The sequence below is a fragment of the Burkholderia sp. NFPP32 genome, from assembly GCF_900119325.1.
Lineage (GTDB): Bacteria > Pseudomonadota > Gammaproteobacteria > Burkholderiales > Burkholderiaceae > Burkholderia > Burkholderia pyrrocinia_C.
In genome coordinates this window covers 53250-75408 of sequence record NZ_FPJP01000025.1, presented here as the reverse complement: position 1 = coordinate 75408, position 22159 = coordinate 53250, and the positions used below count along the sequence as shown (strand labels likewise).

Annotated in this window: 14 protein-coding genes; 8 read left to right on the top strand and 6 right to left on the bottom strand. The window is 67.8% G+C overall.

What is annotated here, in order from left to right:
• The first annotated feature begins 21 nt into the window (after nt 1-21).
• Entirely contained in the window at nt 22-1815 is a 1794-nt protein-coding gene (locus BT264_RS31180) for a phospholipase D-like domain-containing protein (RefSeq protein ID WP_072443759.1), read from the top strand.
• A gap of 57 nt (nt 1816-1872) precedes the next feature.
• On the opposite strand, the gene BT264_RS31175 is transcribed toward BT264_RS31180, so the two are convergent.
• The 3 genes from BT264_RS31175 to BT264_RS31165 form a co-directional block, all read right to left on the bottom strand.
• Complete coding sequence (locus tag BT264_RS31175) at nt 1873-2547, bottom strand: TetR/AcrR family transcriptional regulator (protein WP_072443757.1); 675 nt, start codon at nt 2545-2547, stop codon at nt 1873-1875.
• A gap of 115 nt (nt 2548-2662) precedes the next feature.
• A complete protein-coding gene (locus BT264_RS31170; RefSeq protein WP_072443755.1) occupies nt 2663-3931 on the bottom strand; it encodes an NAD(P)/FAD-dependent oxidoreductase in 1269 nt (422 codons plus the stop codon).
• Between the two features lie 135 nt (nt 3932-4066).
• Nucleotides 4067-5647, bottom strand: coding sequence for an amino acid permease (locus tag BT264_RS31165; protein WP_072443754.1), 1581 nt, complete (start codon nt 5645-5647; stop codon nt 4067-4069).
• Nucleotides 5648-6275: 628 nt separating this feature from the next.
• Here BT264_RS31165 and BT264_RS31155 point away from each other — a divergent pair.
• A complete protein-coding gene (locus BT264_RS31155) occupies nt 6276-7787 on the top strand; it encodes an L-piperidine-6-carboxylate dehydrogenase (RefSeq protein ID WP_072443752.1) in 1512 nt (503 codons plus the stop codon).
• A 229-nt stretch (nt 7788-8016) separates the two neighbouring features.
• On the opposite strand, the gene BT264_RS31150 is transcribed toward BT264_RS31155, so the two are convergent.
• On the bottom strand, nt 8017-10461 hold the full coding sequence (locus tag BT264_RS31150; protein WP_072443751.1) for a DUF3772 domain-containing protein: 2445 nt from the start codon (nt 10459-10461) through the stop codon (nt 8017-8019).
• 430 nt (nt 10462-10891) lie between these two features.
• Here BT264_RS31150 and BT264_RS31145 point away from each other — a divergent pair, with 430 nt between their 5' ends.
• From BT264_RS31145 to BT264_RS31130, 4 genes are all read left to right on the top strand, one after another.
• A complete protein-coding gene (locus BT264_RS31145) occupies nt 10892-12310 on the top strand; it encodes an MFS transporter (protein WP_072443750.1) in 1419 nt (472 codons plus the stop codon).
• Nucleotides 12311-12700: 390 nt separating this feature from the next.
• Complete coding sequence (locus BT264_RS31140; RefSeq protein ID WP_083534272.1) at nt 12701-14002, top strand: hypothetical protein; 1302 nt, start codon at nt 12701-12703, stop codon at nt 14000-14002.
• A 161-nt stretch (nt 14003-14163) separates the two neighbouring features.
• Nucleotides 14164-15276, top strand: coding sequence for a porin (locus BT264_RS31135; protein ID WP_072443748.1), 1113 nt, complete (start codon nt 14164-14166; stop codon nt 15274-15276).
• 8 nt (nt 15277-15284) lie between these two features.
• Entirely contained in the window at nt 15285-16337 is a 1053-nt protein-coding gene (locus BT264_RS31130) for a nucleoside hydrolase (RefSeq protein WP_072443747.1), read from the top strand.
• A 27-nt stretch (nt 16338-16364) separates the two neighbouring features.
• Here the strand turns inward: BT264_RS31130 and BT264_RS31125 are convergent, their stop codons facing one another.
• Nucleotides 16365-17276, bottom strand: coding sequence for a LysR family transcriptional regulator (locus tag BT264_RS31125; RefSeq protein WP_072443746.1), 912 nt, complete (start codon nt 17274-17276; stop codon nt 16365-16367).
• Nucleotides 17277-17370: 94 nt separating this feature from the next.
• Between BT264_RS31125 and BT264_RS31120 the strand changes: the two genes are divergently transcribed.
• Nucleotides 17371-18720, top strand: coding sequence for an NCS2 family permease (locus tag BT264_RS31120; protein ID WP_072443745.1), 1350 nt, complete (start codon nt 17371-17373; stop codon nt 18718-18720).
• A 44-nt stretch (nt 18721-18764) separates the two neighbouring features.
• Nucleotides 18765-19865: an adenosine deaminase gene (gene add, locus BT264_RS31115; protein WP_072443744.1), complete on the top strand. Its 1101-nt coding sequence runs from the start codon at nt 18765-18767 to the stop codon at nt 19863-19865.
• A gap of 36 nt (nt 19866-19901) precedes the next feature.
• Here the strand turns inward: add and BT264_RS31110 are convergent, their stop codons facing one another.
• Nucleotides 19902-22127: a penicillin-binding protein 1A gene (locus BT264_RS31110; protein WP_072443742.1), complete on the bottom strand. Its 2226-nt coding sequence runs from the start codon at nt 22125-22127 to the stop codon at nt 19902-19904.
• Between the last annotated feature and the right edge of the window lie 32 nt (nt 22128-22159).

Sequence of the window (22159 nt, the reverse complement as noted above, 5' to 3'; positions counted from 1 at the left end):
CTCGCGGCCAGGGAGCAACGAATGACCGTCAGCGTGCGCAGCTATCTTTCCCCCACTCTCGTCCTGCTGGCCTTCGACTGGTCCGATGCGCAGTCGCGCAACGATTTCCTCGGCTTCGCGATCCGGCGCACGCCGGGCTTCTGGTCGGCCGACGGCAAGACGCGCGCGCCGAACAGCTGGCTGCCGAACCGGCTGACGTTCGACGGTCCGGCCGCCGACACGCAGGGCGACGCGCCGACCGACCAGGCGCCCATCCAGAAATTCATGTGGTGGGACGCACGCATCGATCCACAGGATCGCGACGCGTCGTTCCGCTACGACGTCTATCCGGTCGTCGGCACACCCGACGACCTGCACGTGCTCGACGCGCAAGCCGGCGTGTGCGACGTCGTGCTGCCCGCGCATATCGAGGACGGCATCGGCACGTGGTTCAACCGCGCGGTGGTGAGCTCGCAGGCGTTCGCGAAGCAGGTCGCGGCGCTGGGCCTCGCGCCGAATGCGGCACCGAGCGACGCGCAGGCGCTGAAGCTGCGCACGTGGCTCGCGAACGACATGGAACAGGTGTTCGCGGAGATGCTCGACCGCGCGTCGCGCGCGGCGTCGGCCGTCTATCACCTGACCGACACGCTGTGGGCGCTGCCCGCGTTCGAAGCGTTCGGGCGCAAGCACGGCGGCGCGTCGCTCGCGATCGTCTACGACGCGCACACGACGGCGCGCAAGGGCAAGCCGCCGCTGCCTTCGCCGAACCAGCCGGCCGTCGACGCGTTGCAGGGGCTCGCGACGCTCGCGCCGCGCGGCAAGACGCACATCATGCACGACAAGTTCATCGTGACCGACGCGCCGTCGAATCCGGCACCCGCGCGGGTGCTGACCGGCTCCGCGAACTTCACGACCGAGGGGCTGACGGAGCAGGCCAACGTGCTGCACGCATTCGACTCGCCCGCGCTCGCCGCGCTGTACAACGATCGCGCGCATGCGCTGGCCGGCAATCCGTCGATCGCGGACACGGCGCGGCTGTCGCCGGGCTGGTCGGCGCCGATGACGATCGGCAGCGCACAGGTGCGGCTGGCGTTTTCGCCCGAACCGCCGGGGCAGCGCACCGAGATCGACACGATCGTCGCCGCGATCGCGGCCGCGAAGCATTCGGTGTCGTTCTGCTTGTTCATGCCGACCGACGCGGCCTTGCGCGACGCGTGCTTCGCGGCCGGCGACCGCGGGCTGATGATGTTCGGGCTGGTGAACAAGATCAACATCGGCAGCGCGACGAAGGCCGATGCCGCGCGGCAGGGCGGCCAGACGCTCGATGCGGCGACGCTCGCGAACCTCGAGCTGTATCACCGCAGCCGCGACAACCACGACGTGATCGACGCCGAGTACTTCTCGCCGGCGACGGTGCCGCAGGGTTTCGAGCCGGAATTGCGGCAGTTTCCGGGCGAACCGGCGCCGGCCTATCCGCCCGTCGTGATCCACCACAAGTTCATCGTGATCGATGCGGAAGGCGCGAATCCGGTCGTCTATACGGGTTCGGCGAACATGAGCCGCAATTCGGAGCAGTACAACGACGAGAATCTGCTCGAGATCCGCGACAAGCGGATCGCGGCGATCTATCTCGCGGAATTCCTGCGGCTCTACGAGCACTATCGCGCACGGGCGCTGGCGATCAGTGCGAAGCAGCGCGGCACGAGTACCGGCACGGGCACGCATGCGCGGCTCGCGCTCGCGCCCGATTCGAGCTGGGCGAAGAAGTACTACGTGGCGGGGAGCCCGGAAGAGAAGGCGCGGATCGCACTGGCGTCGACCGCGCCGACGGATTGAAGTGCCGACGCGCGAAGGGCACGGACGTTTCGTGCCCTCGGCTGCTACGGCCGCCGCTTACGCGGCGACGTAGCGCAGCACGGCGTCGGCGATCGTGTCGCGATGCCGCGCGCGCAGGCGCGGCGCCGACGGATCGCGGCCGAACGCGGCGCCGAACGTGTAGCGGTTCGACACGCGGTGGAAGCAGAACGAGCTGATCAGCAGGTGCAGGTCGAACGCGTCGATGTCCTTGCGGAACGCGCCGCTTGCCGCGCCGCGCTCGACCAGTTCCTCGAGCGTCTTGATGATGCTGACGTTGCGGTTCTTGAACGACTTGAGCTGTTCGAGATACTTCGCGCCGTGGATGTTCTCGATCGACACGAGGCGGACGAAGTCGCGATGCTTGTCGTGATAGTCGAACGTGAATTCGACGAGGCGGCGCATGCCTTCGCGCGGCTCCATGTCACCGACGTGCAGTTCCTGCTCGAGCGCGCGGATGTCGCCGTACACCTTCTCCAGCACGGCCTCGTACAGGCCTTCCTTGCTGTCGAAGTAGTAATAGAGCATCCGTTTCGTCGTGTTCGTGCGCTCGGCGATCGCGTCGACGCGCGCACCGGCGAGGCCCATCGCGGAAAATTCCTGCGTGGCGACATCGAGGATGTTGCGCTTGGTTTGCTCGGGATCGTATTTGCGCCGCGCGTCGGACGCAAGCGCGCGGCTTTCGGACGTGGCGGCTTTGCTTCCTGCTTTCATGTGACTTTGTTGTGGGTTCGCGGCGGCTTGGAACAGGCATTCTAGCATGTGGGAAATCCCCGCCCGGCCGACCCTCCGCTCTAATCGGCAGGGGTGTTTCGGCCGCCGCGGCCGCTCAGCGGCGGCAGGACGCGAGCGCGTCGCGGGCCTGATATGCCGTGTACGTGAGCTGCGCGGCGGCGAGGCCCGCCAGCCCGAACGTGCGCGTGAGCCCGAATGCGCCGAAGCCGTCCGGCACCGGCCGGCCTTCGGCCAGCGCGGCCGCGAGCGCTTCGCCGGCGACCGTGGTCGGCGCCATCCCGTGGCCGCCGAACGCGATCGCGTGCCACACGCCGTCCGCGTCGCGGCCGATCTGCGGCATCTTGTGCCGCGCGTAGCTCATCAGCCCGCCCCACGCGTAGTCGACCTTCACGTCTTCGAGTTGCGGATACACGCGCAGCAGGTCGCGCCGCAGCAGGCGTGCGATCGCGTCCGGGCCGCGGTCGAGCACCGAGATCCGGCCGCCCCACAGGATGCGCGTGTCCTTCAGCGGGCGGTAATAGTCGAACGCGAAACGCGTGTCGTAGATCGCGTACGGCGCGTCGATCGCGTCCGGCAGCCGCGCGCCGAGCGGTTCGGTCGCGATCACGTAGGTGGCGATCGGCAGCACTGCGCGTTCGATGCGCGGCGACACGCCGCGCGCGTAGCCGCCGCCGGCGAACACGACGTCCTTCGCGCGTACCGCGCCCTGCGCCGTGCGCACGACGTACCCGGCGCCTTCGCGCGCGATGCCGAGCGCGGCCGAGCGCTCGTACACGCGCGCACCGCCGCGCGATGCGGCCGCCGCGACGCCGAGCACGTACTTGAGCGGATGGAAGTGGAATGCGTTCGGCTCGAACAGGCCGCCGTAGTAGCGCTGCGTCTTCAGCCGCGTGCGCAGCGCGTCCGTCGACACGGGTTCCCAGTCGACGCCGAGTTCGCGCTTCATCAGCGTACGCACGCTGTCGAGCCGGGAAGGATCGTCGAACCAGTTCGCGAGCATCACGCCCTCATCGACGATGTCGCAGTCGATCCCGTAGCGCGCGATCCGCGCGCGGATCAGGTCGACCGCATCGACGGTGAGCCGGTACAGCCGGCGCCCTTCGTCGCGGCCGAGCGTGCGCAGCAGGTCGGCGTTGTCGAGGCTGTAGCCGCCGAATACGAAGCCGCCGTTGCGGCCCGATGCGCCGAAGCCGACCCGTTCGCTGTCGAGCACGACGACGTCGCGCACGCCGCGCTCGACGAGGCCGAGAGCCGTGCACAGGCCGGCGAGGCCGCCGCCGACGATGCAGACCTGCGTGTCGGTCGTGCCGGTCAGTTGCGGGTAGGGCTGGCGGGTAACGGTGGCTTCGTAGAAGTTCTGCATGCGATTTCGTTGACTCGTAACGGCGGAAAAACGGACGGCGCGCGTCGATCTTGCCTGAACGCGCGCGCCGCGTCGAATGGGGGCGCGAGGCGCCGGCTGCCGCGGCCGGGCCGGCGGCCGGCACGAGGCGGGCCGTCAGGCGCCCTGCGCCGGGTTGGCCGGGCGGGCGACGTAGCCCGCGTAGCCGGTTTCGGCCTGCGGTGCCGTTTCGGGTATCGCGTTGCGTTCGATCCACGGCGCGATCTCCATGTCCTCGTAGCGCACCAGGCGGCATTTGCGCACGAGCGCGTAGCCGAGCCAGATCGCGAGGAAGAACGGCAGGCCGATATAGGTCGCGGCGATACTCGCCCAGTCGACCTTGTCGGCGAGGAACGCCTGGTAATCCTGGCCGAGCGCGACGACCGCGCACAGCGCGAACGCGAACAGCGGGCCGAACGGGAACCACTTCGACCGGTACGGCAGCTGGTCGAGCCGGTAGCCCTGCTTGAGGAAACCCTTGCGGAACCGGTAGTGGCTGACCGCGATGCCGAGCCACGTGATGAAGCCGGCCATGCCCGACGTGTTCAGCAGCCACAGGTACACCGTCTTGTCGCCATACAGCGACGTGAGGAAACACAGTGCGCCGACGGCGGTCGTCGCATACAGCGCGTTGCGCGGCACGCCGCCCGGCGACAGCTTCGCGAACAGCTTCGGCGCGCGGCCTTCTACCGCGAGGTTGTAGAGCATCCGCGTCGACGCATACATGCCCGAGTTGCCGGCCGACAGCACGGCCGTCAGGATCACCGCGTTCATCACGCCGGCCGCGAATGCGAGGCCCGCGTGGCGGAACACCAGCGTAAACGGGCTCACGCCGATGTCGGTCACGTCGCTCTTCAGCAGGCTCGGGTCGGTATAGGGAATCAGCACGCCGATCACGAAGATCGCGAACACGTAGAACAGCAGGATCCGCCAGAAGATCTGCTTCACCGCGCGCGGGATCGTCGTGCGCGGGTTCTCCGATTCGCCGGCCGCGACGCCGATCATTTCGGTGCCCTGGAACGAGAAGCCCGCGATCATCGCGACGCCGAGCATCGTCGCCCAGCCGCCGGCGAACGGCGCGTCGCCGATCGTGAAGTTGCCCCAGCCCGCGCTCGGGCCGCCCTGCATGATCCCGAAGATCATCAGCAGGCCGACGCCGACGAACGCGAGCACCGTCAGCACCTTGATCAGCGCGAACCAGTATTCGGCTTCGCCGAATCCGCGAACCGACAGCGCGTTGAGCGCGAAGATCAGCGTGAGGAACAGCGCGCTCCACCAGACGCCCGGCACATGCGGAAACCAGTAGTGCATCACGAGCTGCGCGGCGACGAGTTCCACCGCCAGCGTCACGGCCCAGCTGTACCAGTAGTTCCAGCCGAGCGCGAAGCCGAAGCCTTCGTCGACGAACTTCGCGCCGTAGGTCGCGAACGAACCCGACACGGGCATGAACGCGGCCATCTCGCCGAGGCTCGTCATCAGGAAATAGACCATCAGGCCGATCACCATGTACGCGAGCATCGCGCCGCCGGGGCCGGCCTGCGAGATCGACGCGCCGGATGCGACGAACAAGCCCGTGCCGATCGAGCCGCCGATCGCGATCATCCGCAGATGGCGGGCCTGCAGCGCGCGGTGGAGGGACGGCTTCGCGGGCGGCGAGCCGGACGGATGGGGCGAATCGGGGCGGGCATCTGAATGCATGGCGGGTGCTGGGCGCTGTCTCCGGGATTGTTTTTCGGCGACGAAGCGCGACGCGTTGCCGGCCGGGCAGCGGTGGTGCTTCGCGGGAACGGGCCGGATGAGCCGGGCCGCGATGCGTGTCGCGTTCGTCTGTCGTCCGGCTGCCGTAGTGGCGGCCGGCGGCGCGCCGGGTGCGTTGCACCTCGACGTCGCACCGATTGTGTGTGCCCGACGCACGAGCGGCAAACGATATTTCCGAACAGGGTGATGCGGCTTTGTCATCAACTTGCGTCAGGTCGAGACGCGTCCGGCGGCCCGGCTACGGGCTTTGGAAACGTCCCATATCGGCGCAAGAATGCATCGGTCTGGCTCGCTGAGGTGTTGCGTTTTGGGAATGAAGTCGTGAGTTAATATCAATAGCGGCCCGACTTGTGGCCGCCGACAATGTGTTTCATGGATCGTGCCTCGCGAGGCTGGGGCGCGCCGTCCAGCCGGGCTTTTCGGCGGCGGCGCAGCGCGATGCGCCATGCGGCGCACCGGGCCCGCCGAGCTGCGTATCCGCTTGCACAGGGCGCGCGAACGCGCTCCAATCGAATCACGCGGGCGGCGTCGCCGCCGCACCGATCAATCTGTCCCTGAAGAGGAAGTGATGCAATTCAACGACATTCTTGCTGCGCTCGACATCGATCTCGCCCGGTGGAAAGGCACTGCGCTGACCGCGCGTTCGCCGCTCGACGGCGCGACGCTCGCGACGCTGGCTGTCGACACGCCCGCCGACGCCGAGCGCAAGATCGACGCCGCGCACGACGCATTCCTCAAGTGGCGCACGGTGCCGGCGCCGGTGCGCGGCGAGCTCGTGCGCGTGTTCGGCAACGTGCTGCGCGAGCACAAGGCCGCGCTTGGCCATCTCGTCACGCTCGAGGCCGGCAAGATCACGTCGGAAGGCCTCGGCGAAGTGCAGGAAATGATCGACATCTGCGATTTCGCGGTCGGCCTGTCGCGCCAGCTCTACGGCCTGACGATCGCGTCGGAGCGCCCGGGCCACCGGATGATGGAAACGTGGCACCCGATCGGCGTATGCGGCGTGATTTCGGCGTTCAACTTCCCGGTCGCGGTGTGGGCGTGGAATGCGGCGCTCGCGTTCGTGTGCGGCGATTCGGTTGTGTGGAAGCCGTCGGAGAAGACGCCGCTCACCGCGATTGCGTGCCACGTGCTGCTCGAGAAGGCGATCCGCGAATTCGAGAAGACCCATCCGGGCGTCGCGCCGCAGGGCCTGAGCCAGCTGGTGCTCGGCATGCGCGATGTGGGCGAGGTGCTGACGGCATCGAAGAAGGTGCCGGTCGTCAGCGCGACGGGCAGCGTGCGGATGGGCCAGGAAGTCGCGAAGGTGCTGAGCCAGCGTCTTGCGCGCGGCATCCTCGAGCTCGGCGGCAACAACGGGATGATCGTCGCGCCGAGCGCCGATCTCGACCTCGTGGTGCGCGCGGTCACGTTCGCGGCGGTCGGCACGGCCGGCCAGCGCTGCACGACGCTGCGCCGCCTGATCGTGCATCGCAGCCTGGTCGAGCAACTGCTGCCGCGCATCGAGAAGGCCTATGCGTCGGTGAAGGTCGGCAACCCGCTCGAGGAAGGCACGCTCGTCGGCCCGCTGGTCGACCGCGCGTCGTTCGACGCGATGCAGAAGGCGCTGGCCGATGCACGCGAGCAGGGCGGCAAAGTGAAGGGCGGCGAGCGCGTCGACGTCGGTCACGCGGATGCGTACTACGTGCGCCCGGCAATCGTGCGGATGCCGAAGCAATCGGCGGTGGTCGAGCGCGAGACGTTCGCGCCGATCCTGTACGTGATGGTGTACGACAACTTCGAAGACGCGATCGACTTGCACAACGCGGTGCCGCAGGGCCTGTCGTCGGCGATCTTCACGAACGACATGCGCGAGGCCGAGCAGTTCATGTCGTCGGCGGGCAGCGATTGCGGGATCGTCAACGTGAACATCGGCACGAGCGGCGCGGAGATCGGCGGCGCGTTCGGCGGCGAGAAGGAAACGGGCGGCGGGCGCGAGTCGGGTTCGGATGCGTGGAAGGCGTATATGCGGCGCGCGACGAATACGATCAACTACAGCCGGCAGTTGCCGCTGGCGCAGGGGGTGAAGTTTGATGTGTGATGCGGGGCGCCGGTTTCGGCGCCGCGTGTGAATGAAACGGGCCGGTTGCCGCGATGCGGTGCCGGCCCGTCGTGTTTCGGGCGGTGGAGTATCGTGCGCATTGGCGTCAATCGGGATTCCTGACGCGGGCCGGCGACGAATGAGTGGTGTCCGGGGACGATGCCGCGAACCATTGCATCGAGCGCGTGCGGCCTGTTCCAGTCGAATACCCGCTGGCGCGCAACGTCCGTTACTTCTCCGCCGCCGGCATGTTCTGCACCACCAGCATCTGCGGGCTCGACAGCGTGATCCCTGCCGCGCGCAACTGCTTCAGGATCTCGAACAGCAGATCGCTCTTCGTCGAACTCGCGATCCGCGGGCTCGACACGTAGCCCGTCACGCTCAGCGTGATCCCGTCGGGCGTGAGCTGGCTGAACGTCACCGACGGCGCCGGTTTTTCGAGAATCGCCTCATGCGTGCGGTACGCATCGAGCAGCAGGTCGCGCACCTGCTCGGGATCGGTGTTCAGCGGGAACGTCAGCACCAGCGTCGCGACGCCCTGCGTGCTGTTGCCCATCGTCACGTTGCGCAGGTTCTGCGAGATCAGTTGGGAATTCGGCACGATCACCGTCGAGCGATCGCTGAGCTGGATCTCGGTCGCGCGCACGTTGATGCGGCGGATGTCGCCTTCGACGCCCGCGATGCTGATCATGTCGCCCACTTTCACCGGCCGCTCGGTCAGCAGGATCAGCCCCGACACGAAATTCTTCACGATCTCCTGCAGGCCGAAGCCGATACCCACCGACAGCGCACTGACGATCCACGCGAGGTTGTTCCATCTGACGCCGAGCAGCCCGAGCGTCATCAGCACGAGCAGCACGTAGCCGACGTTGGTGAACAGCGTGATCAGCGACACGCGCATCCCCGTATCCATGCCGAGCGCGGGCATGAACTCGCCGTCGAGCCAGCGGCGCAGCGAACGCAGCAGGTAGAAGCCGATCGCGAAGCCGATTACGGCATTCAGGATCCGGTCGGGCATGATGTTCAGGCTCTGCAGCCGCTGGCTGCCGATCATCGCGACCGCGCTGTCGAGCAGGTCGCCCGGCGTCGTGCCGAAGCCGCCCGTCAGCAGCGCGATGGCCGCGATCAGCATCAGCAGGCTCGTGCCGAAACCGGACAGGACCGTGCGGGCCTGGTCGAGGTGCCGGTCTTCGAGCGCGAACAGGTTCTTGATCTGCTGGCCCGTCGACAGGCTCGCGGAGAACAGGCTTTCGCCCGCGTCGCGCGTCAACTGGATCAGGATATAGGTGGCGCACAGCACGATCTCGAACCATACGAGCTCGTAGGTGATGAAGCGCGCGACCGTGACGTAGCCGATCAGGAGTGCGATCAGCGACACGACGATCGCCAGCGTGACGCCGGCGTGGATCAGCCCGGCGAGCGTCGAGCGCTGCTCGGGCGCCTCGCCGGCCGCCGCAAGCGTGCTGCGCGCGCGGTTCGAGCGCAGCAGCGACGCGCCGACCGTCAGCGCGACGACGAGCGATACGATGCCGCGGCCGAACAGCGTGACGGACAGGCTGGTGTCGACGATCCGGTTGATCGATTCGAGCGTGCCGGACATCAGCAGCAGCGCGGCCAGGATGCCGGGGAACGGCTTCATCGCGAGCGCGACGGAATCGGCGAGCGCCGGCAGGCGCCACGACGGATGCTTCGTGCAGAGCAGCGCGCGGCCGAGCCCGGCGATCAGTGCGCAGGTCGCCGCGAGCTTCGCGAACTGGTCCCACAGATCGGTCAGCGACGGCGTGAGTTCATAGTGGCGCGCGACGGCGAGGTAGAGGATCTGAACGGCGAAGGCGGTTGCCAGGAATGTCGACAGCGCGGTCGACAGCGCCAGCGCGCTGCGGCGCAAGCGGGTGGGCGGCAGGCGGTTCAGGCAGATCCACGCGAGCCCGCGCTCGATGAGCCGGCGGCCGCCGAGCCACATCGCGAACGAGGCGAGCAGCAGCAGCGCGGTGATCGCCCGTTGTCCGGGTACCCACGACGAGCGCAGCATGTCGCGCAGTTCGTCGTTGAAATCCTCGAGCCGCTGGACGTCGTCCGGCGAACGCTGGAACAGCGGCAGCCAGAATTGCGCGCTGAAGATGCCGCCCGAACGGAACGCGAGCTGGTTCTTCAGCAGGCCGCGATGCAGCTTCGCGAACTGTTCGGTCAGGTTCGCGAGGTTGGTCTTCTGATCGGCGGCCTGTTTCAGCGCCGCATCGAGCTGCGTCTTGCGCGCGTCCAGCGTCGCGCGCTGCTTCACGACAGCCGGCGTTTCCGGCGCGGCGCCTTCGGCCGGCGCCGGGCCGAGCACATCGAGTTGCGCCTGGACCTGCGCGCGCTGCGGAACGAGCTCGCTCTGCAGCTTCGCGACATCGGTGCTCAGCTCCTGCGTCGCATCGCCGAGCGCGTCCAGCTCCTTGCTGTTGGACGCGGTCGAGGTCTGCTGCTTGATGCGATCCTGTTCGGCCTGCATCTGCTTGAGCTGCGCGACGGCGTCGTTCAGCGAGATGGTCGGCACGAACGCGTCGGTGCCGCTCGCGCCCGGGGCGGAAGCAGCCGCCGGAAACGCCGATGCGGTCGCGATCGCCGCGAACTGCAGCAACGCAATCAGTGCGATCCGGCGGGCGTACGTGGATAGTCGTTGTATGAACATGGAATGCTTACGATTTGCCGACAATGCCGGTCGCCGAAAGGCACCCGGAAGCCGGTAGTTGGCCCGGTAGCATGTTACCGGGGCGCGGAACGCGTGGTTGTCCCGATTGCGTACCCCGTTTTCGGCGATCCCGGCGGTGCGCGCCCGCGCGAAACGGTGCGGCAGGCCCGTACCGTCGGGCCGGCACCGCCGAGGCTCGGCACGGGCGGCGCCGGATCGTCGTTCCGACGCTTTTTCCATACCCGACAGACGGTTACGCAATTTACACATTGTCCGGCGCGAAATCGGGGTGTCCGAATCGGCTCGGTGCACGCGGCGCGGCCGGACCGCAGGCGGGCGTGCCAGTACAATGCAGCGATTCGCCCGACGGCGGCTCGACGGTCGCCGGACAACAACACACAACACGACACGATCAGGAGACGCGCCCAAGATGGCCTCAACGGACAGCCTTTCGCAGGCATCTTCCCATTCCCCATCCATCGACCCCGGCTCCATCTCGGCCCGCCTGGACCGCCTGCCGCCGACCCGCAGCGTCTGGAAACTCGTCGTACTGCTGAGCCTCGGCTTCTTCTTCGAACTCTACGATCTGCTCTACAGCGGCTACGTTGCGCCCGGCCTCGTGAAAAGCGGCATCCTTTCCGCGACGACACACGGCCTGTTCGGCACCACCGGCGTCGCGAGCTTCATCGCCGCGCTGTTCTCCGGGCTGTTCATCGGCACGATCGCGTGCGGCTTTCTCGCCGACCGCTTCGGCCGCCGCGCGATCTTCACGTGGTCGCTGCTGTGGTACACGGCCGCCAACGTCGTGATGGCGTTCCAGGACACCGCGGCCGGGCTGAACTTCTGGCGGTTCGTCGTCGGTCTCGGGCTCGGCGTCGAGATGGTGACGATCGGCACGTACATCTCCGAACTCGTGCCGAAGCAGATCCGCGGCCGCGCATTCGCGTGCGAGCAGGCGGTCGGGTTCGTCGCGGTGCCGGTGGTCGCGTTCCTCGCGTATCTGCTCGTGCCGCATGCGCCGTTCGGCCTCGACGGCTGGCGCTGGGTCGTGCTGATCGGCGCGCACGGCGCGCTCTTCGTCTGGTGGATTCGCCGCGAACTGCCGGAAAGCCCGCGCTGGCTCGCGCAGCAGGGCCGGGTCGACGAAGCCGACCGCATCATGCGCGCGCTCGAGGCGAAGGTCGAAGCCGAATACGGGCGGCCGCTGCCGCCGCCCGCGCCGGCCGAGCCGGTGCCGCCGCGCGGCAGCTTTCGCGACATGTGGGTGCCGCCGTATCGCAGCCGCACGATCATGATGACGATCTTCAACGTGTTCCAGACGGTCGGCTTCTACGGCTTCGCGAACTGGGTGCCGACGCTGCTGATCAAGCAGGGCATCACGATCACGTCGAGCCTGATGTATTCGAGCGTGATCGCGCTCGCGGCGCCGATCGGCCCGCTGATCGGCCTCGTGATCGCCGACCGCTTCGAGCGCAAGTCGGTGATCGTCGCGATGGCGGCGGCGATCGTCGTCTGCGGGCTGCTGTTCAGCCAGACGACGGTAGGTGCGTTCCTGATCGTGCTCGGCATCGGCCTCACGCTCGCGAGCAACATCATGTCGTACAGCTTCCACGCGTATCAGGCCGAGTTGTTTCCGACGTCGATCCGCGCACGGGCCGTCGGTTTCGTCTATTCGTGGAGCCGCTTCTCTGCGATCTTCTCGTCGTTCGTGATCGCGGCCGTGCTGAAGGGCTTCGGCACCTTCGGCGTGTTCGCGTTCATTGCGGGCGCGATGGCGATCGTGATGGCCGCGATCGGACTCATGGGGCCGCGCACGAAGGGCATCGCGCTCGAAACCATTTCGAAGTAGTCGGTGGTTGCGCACGCGTGTCGCATGGTTCGTGCGGCATGCGTGCGATGCGGTTTTCCCGGAGGAAAACGGCGTCGCCGAAATGATTTGGCATGCGAATTTGTTTGGCGGAAAACATCGTTGCGGGCGGAGCGCAAAACCCCGCCGGGTGCATGCTTTGAAACGTCCAACTTACAAGGTTGCCACGCGACGACGCCGCAAGCGGCAACGAGTTGAAACAAAGCGTGACGAAGCGCAAATCCGCCGCGAAACCGCGACTTTCGCCGCTGCCGATTCCTGCGCTGGCGCGTAGAATGAAGGGCCTGACGACTCATTAGCCGCCATCGGACCGCAGGCGTTGCATCAGCGAACGGCTCCACCGCGAAGAGGCGTCGGCGCCGGACGCACACGATGCGCCGGACGTGTCGATGCCTCGCGCGGACGATGCGCCGCTCGCAACAGCAATATGCGGCGGCCGGATCGGCCGATGGCTTCGAACATATGATGCTTTCCATCCTGACGCGGCGATTTGCGAAGCCGCGTTGCCGTACCCGCACAGTCGCCGCGTATGCGTGGCTCGCTGCCATGCTGCCGATTGCCGTTCTTGCCTGGCGGCCTGCCTTTGCGGCATCCGGCGTCCCGTCGTCCGCTGTTACGTCATCCTCATCGGTTGCGTCGCCGGCGTCGGCGGCTTCCCATGCGCATCCGGCTTCGTCCGCGCATGCGTCGTCGAGTGCGTCGGCCGCGCAGCCCGCGACTGCGGCATCGCATGTGCATCATGTGGAGCCTGCCGGCGCGGCATCGGGCGCATCGGCGGCTTCCGCGGCGTCCACTGCCGAACCTGCGTCGGACGCGTCCGACGTACCGGCCAGCGAGGCCGAGCCGCCCGTGCCGACCCCGCCGCGCCGGCATCCGCCGCTGTCGGCCGACGAGGCGAAAAACGCGACGGCACGTGCAATCGACATGCGCAAGCGCTTCACGCAGGAAGTCACGCGGCGCCTGAACCTACCCGTAAGCGAGCAGCGCGCATACGCCGAGCGGCTCCAGAAGGCGCTCGCCGATGCGGACCTCGGCGACCTGGCCGGCGAATACGTCGCGATGGTCGACCGCGCGCCGAACGTGCAGGCGCTTTTCATTTACTTCCGCGCGACGCCGGCCAATGCGTGGCTGATGATCGGCGCATCGCCGGTCGGCACCGGGCTGCCTGGCAAGTACGATCATTTCGTGACGCCGCTCGGCGTGTTCCATCACTCGCCCGACAACATGGATTTCCGTGCGGAAGGCACGACGAACGACAACGGCATTCGCGGCTACGGCCGTCGCGACATGCGCATCTACGACTTCGGATGGGAGGACGGCGAGCGCGGCTGGGGCAAGGGCGGCGTGTCGCCGATGCGCTTCCAGATGCATGCGACCGACCCCGACCGCCTCGAACCGCTGCTCGGCATCCGGCACTCGAAGGGATGCGTGCGGATTCCCGCGTCGCTGAACCTGTTCTTCGACCGGCACGGCCTGCTCGACGACGACTACCAGGCGCGCGTCGAGGCCGGCAGGTCGCTGTGGGTGTTGCGGCGCGATCGCGACATCACGCCGATCGCGGGCCGCTACCTGGTCGTGATCGACAGCGCACGCAAGACGCGCCCGGTGTGGTCGCCGCTGCCGGGGCGCAACGCGTGGTCGAAGCTGCCGAAGGGCGGCGATACCGCCGATTGACAACCGCTCCGGCGGGCGCGGGAGGTGCGACGATGAGAATAAATCCGTTTTATTGATACATAAGAAAAGCAAACTTTTATTATCCGATCCGGGTTCGTATAGTCGAGGCCAGTTTCGCGGAACCCTGCCGCGCCTGGACCACCACCGATCACACGACCCGCATGAAAACTCTCTACAAGCTCGCTCCGCTCGCGATGCTCGGCGCCTTCGCGACCCATGCCGGTGCGCAAAGCAGCATCACGCTGTACGGTCTGATCTCGGCCGGCGTCGGGTTCGCGACGAACCAGGGCGGCAAGAACGCCTGGCAGGCGCTGTCCGGCACGAACCAGAACCCGCGCTGGGGGCTGAAGGGCAAGGAGGATCTCGGGCAGGGGCTGTCCGCGATCTTCCAGCTCGAGAACGGCTTCAACGTGATGACGGGCACGGCCGCGCAAAACGGCCGCGAGTTCGGGCGCATGGCCTACGTCGGCCTTGCCGACCGCACGTACGGCTCGCTGACGTTCGGCCGCCAGTACGACGCGATCCACGACTACATCGGGCCCGTGATCATCGCGAGCAACGGCGTGAACATCGGCGACAACGACAACGGCTACAACGACATCCGCGTGCAGAACTCGGTGAAGTACGTGAGCCCCGTCTACTACGGCCTGAAATTCACCGCGCTGTACGGCTTCAGCAACGCGACGGGCTTCGCGAACAACAGCGCATACAGCTTCGGGCTCGGCTACGAGCGCGGCCCGCTGCGCTGGAGCGCGGTCTACGCGCAGTACAACCATCCGTACAGCAGCACGAACCAGGACGGCGCGATCGCGAACGACTATGCGTCGCCGCTGCTGATCTTCAGCAAAAGCGCGATGACGCCGGCGGCGTACGCGAGCCGGCAGCGGATCGCGGGCACGGGCGGCTTCTACACGATCGGCCGCGCGCAATTCGCGGCGATGTTTACCGACGTGCGCTACGATTACCTCGACAATTCGCACCTGCACCTGCAGAACCTCGGCGTGAACATCGTCTACACGATGACGCCGCAGCTTTTTCTCGGCGCCGCGTATGCGTTCACGAACGGCAGGTACGACGTGATCGACAAGCGTCCGAAGTGGCACCAGGTGAACCTGCAGGCCGACTACTTCCTGTCGAAACGCACCGACGTCGCGCTGACGGTGATCGCGCAGCAGGCGGCCGGCGACGCGGACCATGCGCAGATCTTCGCGTACGCGCGCTCGACCGGCACGCGCCAGATGATGGCGACGCTCGGCGTCCGGCACGTTTTCTGAATCCGACCATGACCCATCCGATCGCATCGCGCCGCACCTTCCTGAAACTGTCCGCCGCGCTGGCCGGCACCGCGCTGCTGCCCGAAACGGGGGCGTTCGCCGCCGGCGGCGACGCCGCGCGCCGCACGGTGATCATCGATACCGACCCGGGGCAGGACGACGCCATCGCGATCCTGTTCGCGCTCGGCGCGCAGGATCGGCTCGACGTGCGCGCGCTGACCGCCGTCGCGGGCAACGTGCCGCTCGACCTGACCGAACGCAATGCGCGGATCATCCGCGACTGGGCCGGCCGCACGAAGACGCTGCCCGTCTATGCGGGCTGCCCGCGCCCGCTCGTGCGCGAGCTCGTGACGGCCGCGAACGTGCACGGCAAGACGGGGCTCGAAGGCGTCGAACTGCACGAGCCGCGCGCGCCGCTTGCGACCGGTCACGCGGTGTCGTACCTCGTCGATACGCTGAGCCGCGCGGCGCCCAACAGCGTGACGCTGTGCGCGCTCGGCCCGCTGACGAACATCGCGACCGCGCTGGTCGAAGCGCCGCAGATTCGCGGTGCACTGCGCGAAATCGTGCTGATGGGCGGCGCGTTCCTCGAGCGCGGCAACATCACGCCGGCCGCCGAGTTCAATATCTACGTCGATCCGCAGGCGGCGGAAGTGGTGTTCGGCAGCGGCGTGCCGATCGTCGTGCTGCCGCGCGACGTCGCGGTGAAGGCGCCGATCACGCCGGCGCGCGTCGCGCCGTTCCGCGCGCTCGGCAACCGCTGCGGCGCGATCGTCGCGGACATCATGACGGCCGAGCTCGCGTACAACAAGAAACGGCGCGGTATCGACGACGCGCCGATGTACGACCCGACCGCGGTCGGCTATCTCGTCGATCCGACGATGTTCAACGGACGCAAGGTGAATGTCGCGATCGAGACGACCGGGCAGTGGACGCTCGGCGAGACGATCGTCGACTGGAACGGGCGCAGCGGCCGTGCGGCGAACGCGACGTGGATCAACGAGGTCGACGCGGACCGCTTCTACGCAGCGCTCGTCGAGCGCATCGCGAAGCTGCCCTGAGCGCGTGACGTCGCGCGACGAACGGAATCAGATGTGCTTCGCAATCCACTCGCGGCACGCGCGCACGTGCGGGCCGCGATCGTCGGCGGCGAGCGAGATCAGCGAGATCGCGCGCGTGACGCGCGGTTTGTCGACGCGCAGCGCGACGAGATCGGGATCGTGCAGATGCATCGTGTAGAGGCTCGGCAGCACGGCGGTCGCGAGGCCGTTGCGCGCGAGCGCGTAGAGCGGCTCGGTGTATTCCATCCGGTACGTGACGTTCAGGCGCAGCTTCTCGGCGCCGCCGGTGCGGTGCAGCGATTCGCTGACGCTGCCGCGTACGAACACGGCCAGCTCGCGATCGACGAGCTTCGCCCACGTGACGCTTTTCGCGCGGGCAAGCGGATCGTCGTGCCGCACGACGATCACGATCTCGTCCTCGAACAGTAGCCGGTAGCGCAGCGTGCCGTCGTCGCTGTCCGGTTCGCGCACGCCGATGCCGAGATCGGCGACGCCGTCGCGCACGGCTTCGACGAGTGCGCTGTTCGGCAGGTCGGTTAGCGTGAAGCGCAGCGTCGGATGCGTGCCGCGCAATGCGTTGAGCGCGGGCAGCAGGCGACCCGCGACCGACGGGATGAACGCGATCCGCACGGTCTGGATGCGTTCGCCGATGAGCCGCGTCATGTCGTCGAAGGTGCCGCGCGCCTGGTTGAGCAGGCGTTCGGCGAGCGGCAGCACGGCAACGCCCGCGGACGTCAGCGTGAGCCGGTGCGCGGAACGCGCGAACAGGCGTCCGCCGAGCAGGAACTCGATCTGGCGGATCGACGCGGTGAGCGCGGGCTGCGTGAGCGACAGCGCCTGCGCGGCCTGCGTGAAGCTGCGTGCATGGGCGAGCACGACGAAGTGCTGGACCTGCCGCAGCGTGAGCGCGGGCAGCAGCGACGAGCGGTCGGACGACATCGGGCAATAACGGTCGGGATGCGGTACGCGGCAGTATAAGACCGCGCTGCATGAATCGGCACAGGACAATATTCTGAATCACAGGAGAACCACCATGTCAGCGACTGACACGATGCCGGCGCGAGCGCCGGCCAACTGGCTCGAACGCCGCTTCGCGCTCGCCGCGCGCGGCACGAGCGTGCGCACCGAGACGATCGCGGGCGTTACGTCGTTTCTCGCGGCCGCGTATCTGCTCGTCGTGATCCCGTCGCTGCTCGCCACGGGCGGCATGGAGCGCGGCGCGGCGACGACCGCGACGATCGTCGTGTTCGTGCTGTTCACGACGCTGATGGGGCTCTACGCGAACCTGCCGTTCCTCGTCGGCCCCGGCATCGGCGGCTCGGTGATCGTCGGCGTGACGCTCGCGACGACGGAACACGTCGGCTGGCAGACGGGCCTCGGCATCGCGTGCGTGTCGGGCGTGCTGTTCTTCCTGCTGACGATCCTCGGTGCGCGCGGCGTCGTGGTGCGGCTGATTCCGGTGCAGATCAAGCTCGGGCTCGGCGCGTCGATCGGGTTGTTCGTGACGATGCTCGGGCTGCGCAATGCGGGAATGGTCGTCGCGAATGCGAAGACCAATGCGTTTGCGCTCGGCGACTTCTCGCGGCCGGGCGCGCTCGTCGCGCTGATCGGCCTGGCGATTGCGGTCGTGCTGCAGGCGCGCAAGGTGCCCGGCGCGATCCTGATCGCGATCCTCGCCGCGGCTGCGGCCGGCGTGCCGCTCGGCGTCACGCACCTGCCCGCGTCGTTCGTGTCGCTGCCGCACAGCATCGCGCCGGTCGCGTTCAAGCTCGATATCGGCAGCGCGTTGAGCCTCGCGGCCGCGCCGTATCTGTTCGCGTTCTTCGCGGCGGAATTCTTCTCGACGCTCGGCACCGCGCTCGCGGTCGGCGCGAAGGCGAACCTGCTCGACGAACACGGCAACCTGCCGGACATCAACCGGCCGTTCCTCGTCGATTCGCTCGCCGCGACGATCGGGCCCGTGTTCGGCATCCCCGCGCTGACCGCGCTGATCGAATCGGCGGCGGGCGTCGAGGCCGGCGGCCGCAGCGGGCTGTCGTCGCTGGCAGCGGCCGTGCTGTTCGCCGCGATGCTGCTGTTCGTGCCGGTGGCGCTCGCGATCCCGAAAGAGGCGACCGCACCGGCGCTGATCCTGATCGGGCTGTCGATGTTTGCGACGATCCGCCATACGCATTTCGACGACTTCACCGATGCGCTGCCCGTGATGTCGATGGTGCTGCTCACGCTGATGTCGAACAGCTTCGGCACCGGCATCGCGGGCGGGCTGCTGTGCTACGTGCTCGTCAAGCTGCTGGCCGGCCGCCGGCGCGACGTGTCGTTGGGGCTCGTCGTGCTCGCGATTCCGCTCGGTTATTACTTCTGGACCGTCGTGAAGCCGCACTGAGAGACGGCTTTCGCGACGCAATCGCAATACCCAAAGAGAAAGACATGAAGGGAACACCAGGCAACGTCCCGGCCGCGCGCACGGGCATCGAGATCACGCCGGCCCATCGGGCCTTCTTCCACGCGCTGCCGAAGGTCGAGCTGCATTGTCACCTGCTCGGCGCGGTGCGGCACGACACGTTCGTCGCGCTCGCGGAACGCAGCGGCGCGCCGATCGAGCGCGCGGAGATCGACGCGTTCTATGCGCGCGGCGACAAGCCGGTCGGCGTGCTGCACGTGCTGCGCGCGCTCGACAAGTATCTGCTCACGCAACCTGACGATCTGCGAAGGATTGCATACGAGTATCTGGAGGATGCGGCCGCACACAACGTGCGGCATGCGGAATTCTTCTGGAATCCGACCGGCACGGTGCGCGTATCGGGCATCGCGTATGCGGACGCGCAGGCCGCGATCGTGACGGCGATCCGCGATGCCGCGCGTGATTTCGGGATCGGCGCACGCCTGATCCCGAGCATCGACCGCGAGCAGGATCCCGACGAGGCAGTGGCGATCGTCGAATGGATGAAGGCGAATCGTGCGGACGAAGTGGCGGGGCTCGGGATCGACTATCGCGAGAACGACCGGCCGCCGGAACTGTTCTGGAAGGCGTACCGCAACGCGCGTGCGGCCGGTTTCCGCACGACCGCGCATGCGGGCGAGTTCGGGATGCCGTGGCGCAACGTCGAGACGGCCGTCGACCTGCTGCAGGTCGATCGTGTCGATCACGGCTATACGATCGTCGACAACCCCGAGCTGTGTGCGCGCTATGCGGAACGCGGGATCGTCTTCACCGTCGTGCCGACGAATTCGTACTATCTGCGCACGCTGCCGCCGGAGCAATGGGCGGAACGGCATCCGATGCGCAAGATGCCGGGCCTCGGGCTGAAGATCCATCCGAACACCGATGATCCGACGCTGCACAAGGTCGATCCAAGCGAGGCGTGGGAGCTGATGTTCAGCCATTTCGGCTTCACCGTTGCCGAGCTGAAGCAGTTCATGCTGAACGGGATCGACGGCGCGTGGGTGGACGACGCGACGAAGGCCACGTGGCGTGCGGCGTGGGCGCCGGAGTTCGATGCACTGGCGGCCACGCTCGCGGCGGGCTAAGCGCAGTTGTATGTATATGTTCCGCCGATGGCACGCTCAGCGGAACAACTTCAGCCAGTCGAACAGGCCGGGATGCGGGCGCCGCCTCGGCGCCGGCGCGCTGCGCGGCCGGAAGTCGGGCGAGAACTGCGCACGCGGATCGATCGCACGCGCGTGCAGCGCCGCATCGTAGAAACTGCCGACGATCGGCAGCGCGCTGTGCGCGCCCGCGCCCCAGTAGTCGCTGCGAAGCGTCACGCTGCCGTCGTCGAAGCCGACCCATGCGCCGGCCACCAGTTGCGGATGCATCAGGATGAACCAGCCGTCCGTGTTGTCCTGAGTCGTGCCCGTTTTGCCGGCGACATCCACGCGAATCCCGTAGCGCGAGCGGATGTCGGCGCCGGTGCCGCGGTCGACGACATCGCGCATCACGTCGACGAGCGTCTGCGCGGCAGGCGCCGGCAACGCGCGTTCGGGCGGTGCGCTGCCGAATGCGGCGAGCACCTTGCCGTCGCGATCCTCGATGCGCGTGATCGTCTGCGGCGCGACGTACACGCCGCGGTTCGCGATCGTGCCGTACGCGGACACCATCTCCTTCAGCGTGACCGGGCTCGTGCCGAGCGCGAGCGACGGCACCGCGTCGAGCGGACTGTCGCGCACGCCCATCGCGCGCGCGAGCTGCGCGACCTTCGCGGCGCCTTCCTGCTGCATCACCTGCGCGGTAATGCGATTGCGCGACAGCGCGAGCGCGTCGCGCAGCGTCATCGGCTCGCCCGTCGGCGGCTCCTCGTCGGTCGGGCGCCACACCGCGCGGCCGTCCACGGGAATCGCGACCGGGCGGTCGATGAACGTATCGCCCGGCCGCATGCCGTCCGCGAACGCGGCGCCATAGACGAACGGCTTGAACGTCGAGCCCGGCTGGCGCCGCGCCTGCGCGACGTGATCGAACGGCTCGCTGCCGAAATCGGGACTGCCGACCCATGCCCTGATCGCACCGTTGCGCGGATCGATCGCGACGAAGCCGGCCTGTACCTGCGTCTTGCGTTCGCACAGCGCATGCATGAACGCGCGATTCGCGCCGAGCTGCTTCAGCGCCGCCGCATCGGCGAGCCCCGCGTCGCGGGCGCTGCGATAGTCGGGTGTCTGGCGGATGAAGCCGCGAAACAGGTCGTTGCGCAGCCCGCAGCCGGACGGGCCGCGCCATGCGTTGTCGGCGATCGCCTGCAGCCGCTCGGTCTGCTGCGTCAGCGCCTGCGTCGCCATGTCCTGCAGCCGCGCATCGAGCGTCGTGCGCACGACGAGGCCGTCCGAGTAGAGGTCGTAGTTGTTGCGGTCGGCCCACGCGATCAGCCACTTGCGAAGCTGCACCGCGAAGTGCGGCGCGAGGCCGGGCTGCGCCGTCTGCGGCTCGAAGTCGACGCGCAGCGGCTGGCGCTGCAATTTCGCGAGCTGCCGCGGCGACAGCATGCCCATCGTCGCCATCCGGTCGAGCACGATGTTGCGCCGCTGAACCGCGCGTTCCGGATTCAGCACCGGGTTGTAGTAGCTGTTGCCCTTCAGCATTCCGACGAGCGTTGCGCTTTCGGCGATGTCGAGCTGGTTCGCCGATTTGCCGAAGTACGTACGCGCGGCCATTTCGACACCGAACGCGTTGTACAGGAACGGCACGGTATTCAGGTAGGTTTCGAGGATCTGATCCTTGCTGTACACCGTCTCGATCTTGAACGCGGTGATCAGCTCTTTCACCTTGCGCGTGAGCGTCAGCGAACGGCCGACTTCGTCCGGATACAGGTTGCGCGCGAGCTGTTGGGTGATCGTCGAGCCGCCCTGGCGCGCGCCCGAGAACGTATGCAGCCCGGCCGCGATCGTGCGGCGCCAGTCGATGCCGTGATGCGCGTAGAAGCGGTGATCCTCGGTCGCGATCAGCGCGTCGACCATGTGCGGCGAGATCTGCTTGAGCGGCACCCATTCGCGGTTGACGGGCCGGAACTCGGCGATCAGCTCGCCGTCGGCCGACAGCACGCGCGCGGGGCGGTCGATGCGCGCCTTGCGGATGTCGCCGATGCTCGGCGTGAACGGGACGAACGCAAGCAGGACCAGCAGGCCCAGCACCGGTATCGCGGCGAGCGTCAGCGCCACGCCGCGCCGCGTCGGATGACGCAGGCGATGCAAGGCGCCTGCGCACAGCACGCGGGTGCGCGCACGGCAGGCGGCGGCAAGCGGCGCGACGCGGGCGCGGCAACGGAGCCACGCGTCTCGAAGAAACGGCACGAAGCGGTTCACGGCGGCAGGGGCGTGGACGGAAGAGGCGCGAT

Coding starts and splice junctions, on each gene's coding strand:
- BT264_RS31180 (WP_072443759.1), top strand. CDS start 22: ATGACCGTCAGCGTGCGCAGCTATCTTTCCCCCACTCTCGTCCTGCTG.
- BT264_RS31175 (WP_072443757.1), bottom strand. CDS start 2,547: ATGAAAGCAGGAAGCAAAGCCGCCACGTCCGAAAGCCGCGCGCTTGCG.
- BT264_RS31170 (WP_072443755.1), bottom strand. CDS start 3,931: ATGCAGAACTTCTACGAAGCCACCGTTACCCGCCAGCCCTACCCGCAA.
- BT264_RS31165 (WP_072443754.1), bottom strand. CDS start 5,647: ATGCATTCAGATGCCCGCCCCGATTCGCCCCATCCGTCCGGCTCGCCG.
- BT264_RS31155 (WP_072443752.1), top strand. CDS start 6,276: ATGCAATTCAACGACATTCTTGCTGCGCTCGACATCGATCTCGCCCGG.
- BT264_RS31150 (WP_072443751.1), bottom strand. CDS start 10,461: ATGTTCATACAACGACTATCCACGTACGCCCGCCGGATCGCACTGATT.
- BT264_RS31145 (WP_072443750.1), top strand. CDS start 10,892: ATGGCCTCAACGGACAGCCTTTCGCAGGCATCTTCCCATTCCCCATCC.
- BT264_RS31140 (WP_083534272.1), top strand. CDS start 12,701: ATGCGCCGGACGTGTCGATGCCTCGCGCGGACGATGCGCCGCTCGCAA.
- BT264_RS31135 (WP_072443748.1), top strand. CDS start 14,164: ATGAAAACTCTCTACAAGCTCGCTCCGCTCGCGATGCTCGGCGCCTTC.
- BT264_RS31130 (WP_072443747.1), top strand. CDS start 15,285: ATGACCCATCCGATCGCATCGCGCCGCACCTTCCTGAAACTGTCCGCC.
- BT264_RS31125 (WP_072443746.1), bottom strand. CDS start 17,276: ATGTCGTCCGACCGCTCGTCGCTGCTGCCCGCGCTCACGCTGCGGCAG.
- BT264_RS31120 (WP_072443745.1), top strand. CDS start 17,371: ATGTCAGCGACTGACACGATGCCGGCGCGAGCGCCGGCCAACTGGCTC.
- add (WP_072443744.1), top strand. CDS start 18,765: ATGAAGGGAACACCAGGCAACGTCCCGGCCGCGCGCACGGGCATCGAG.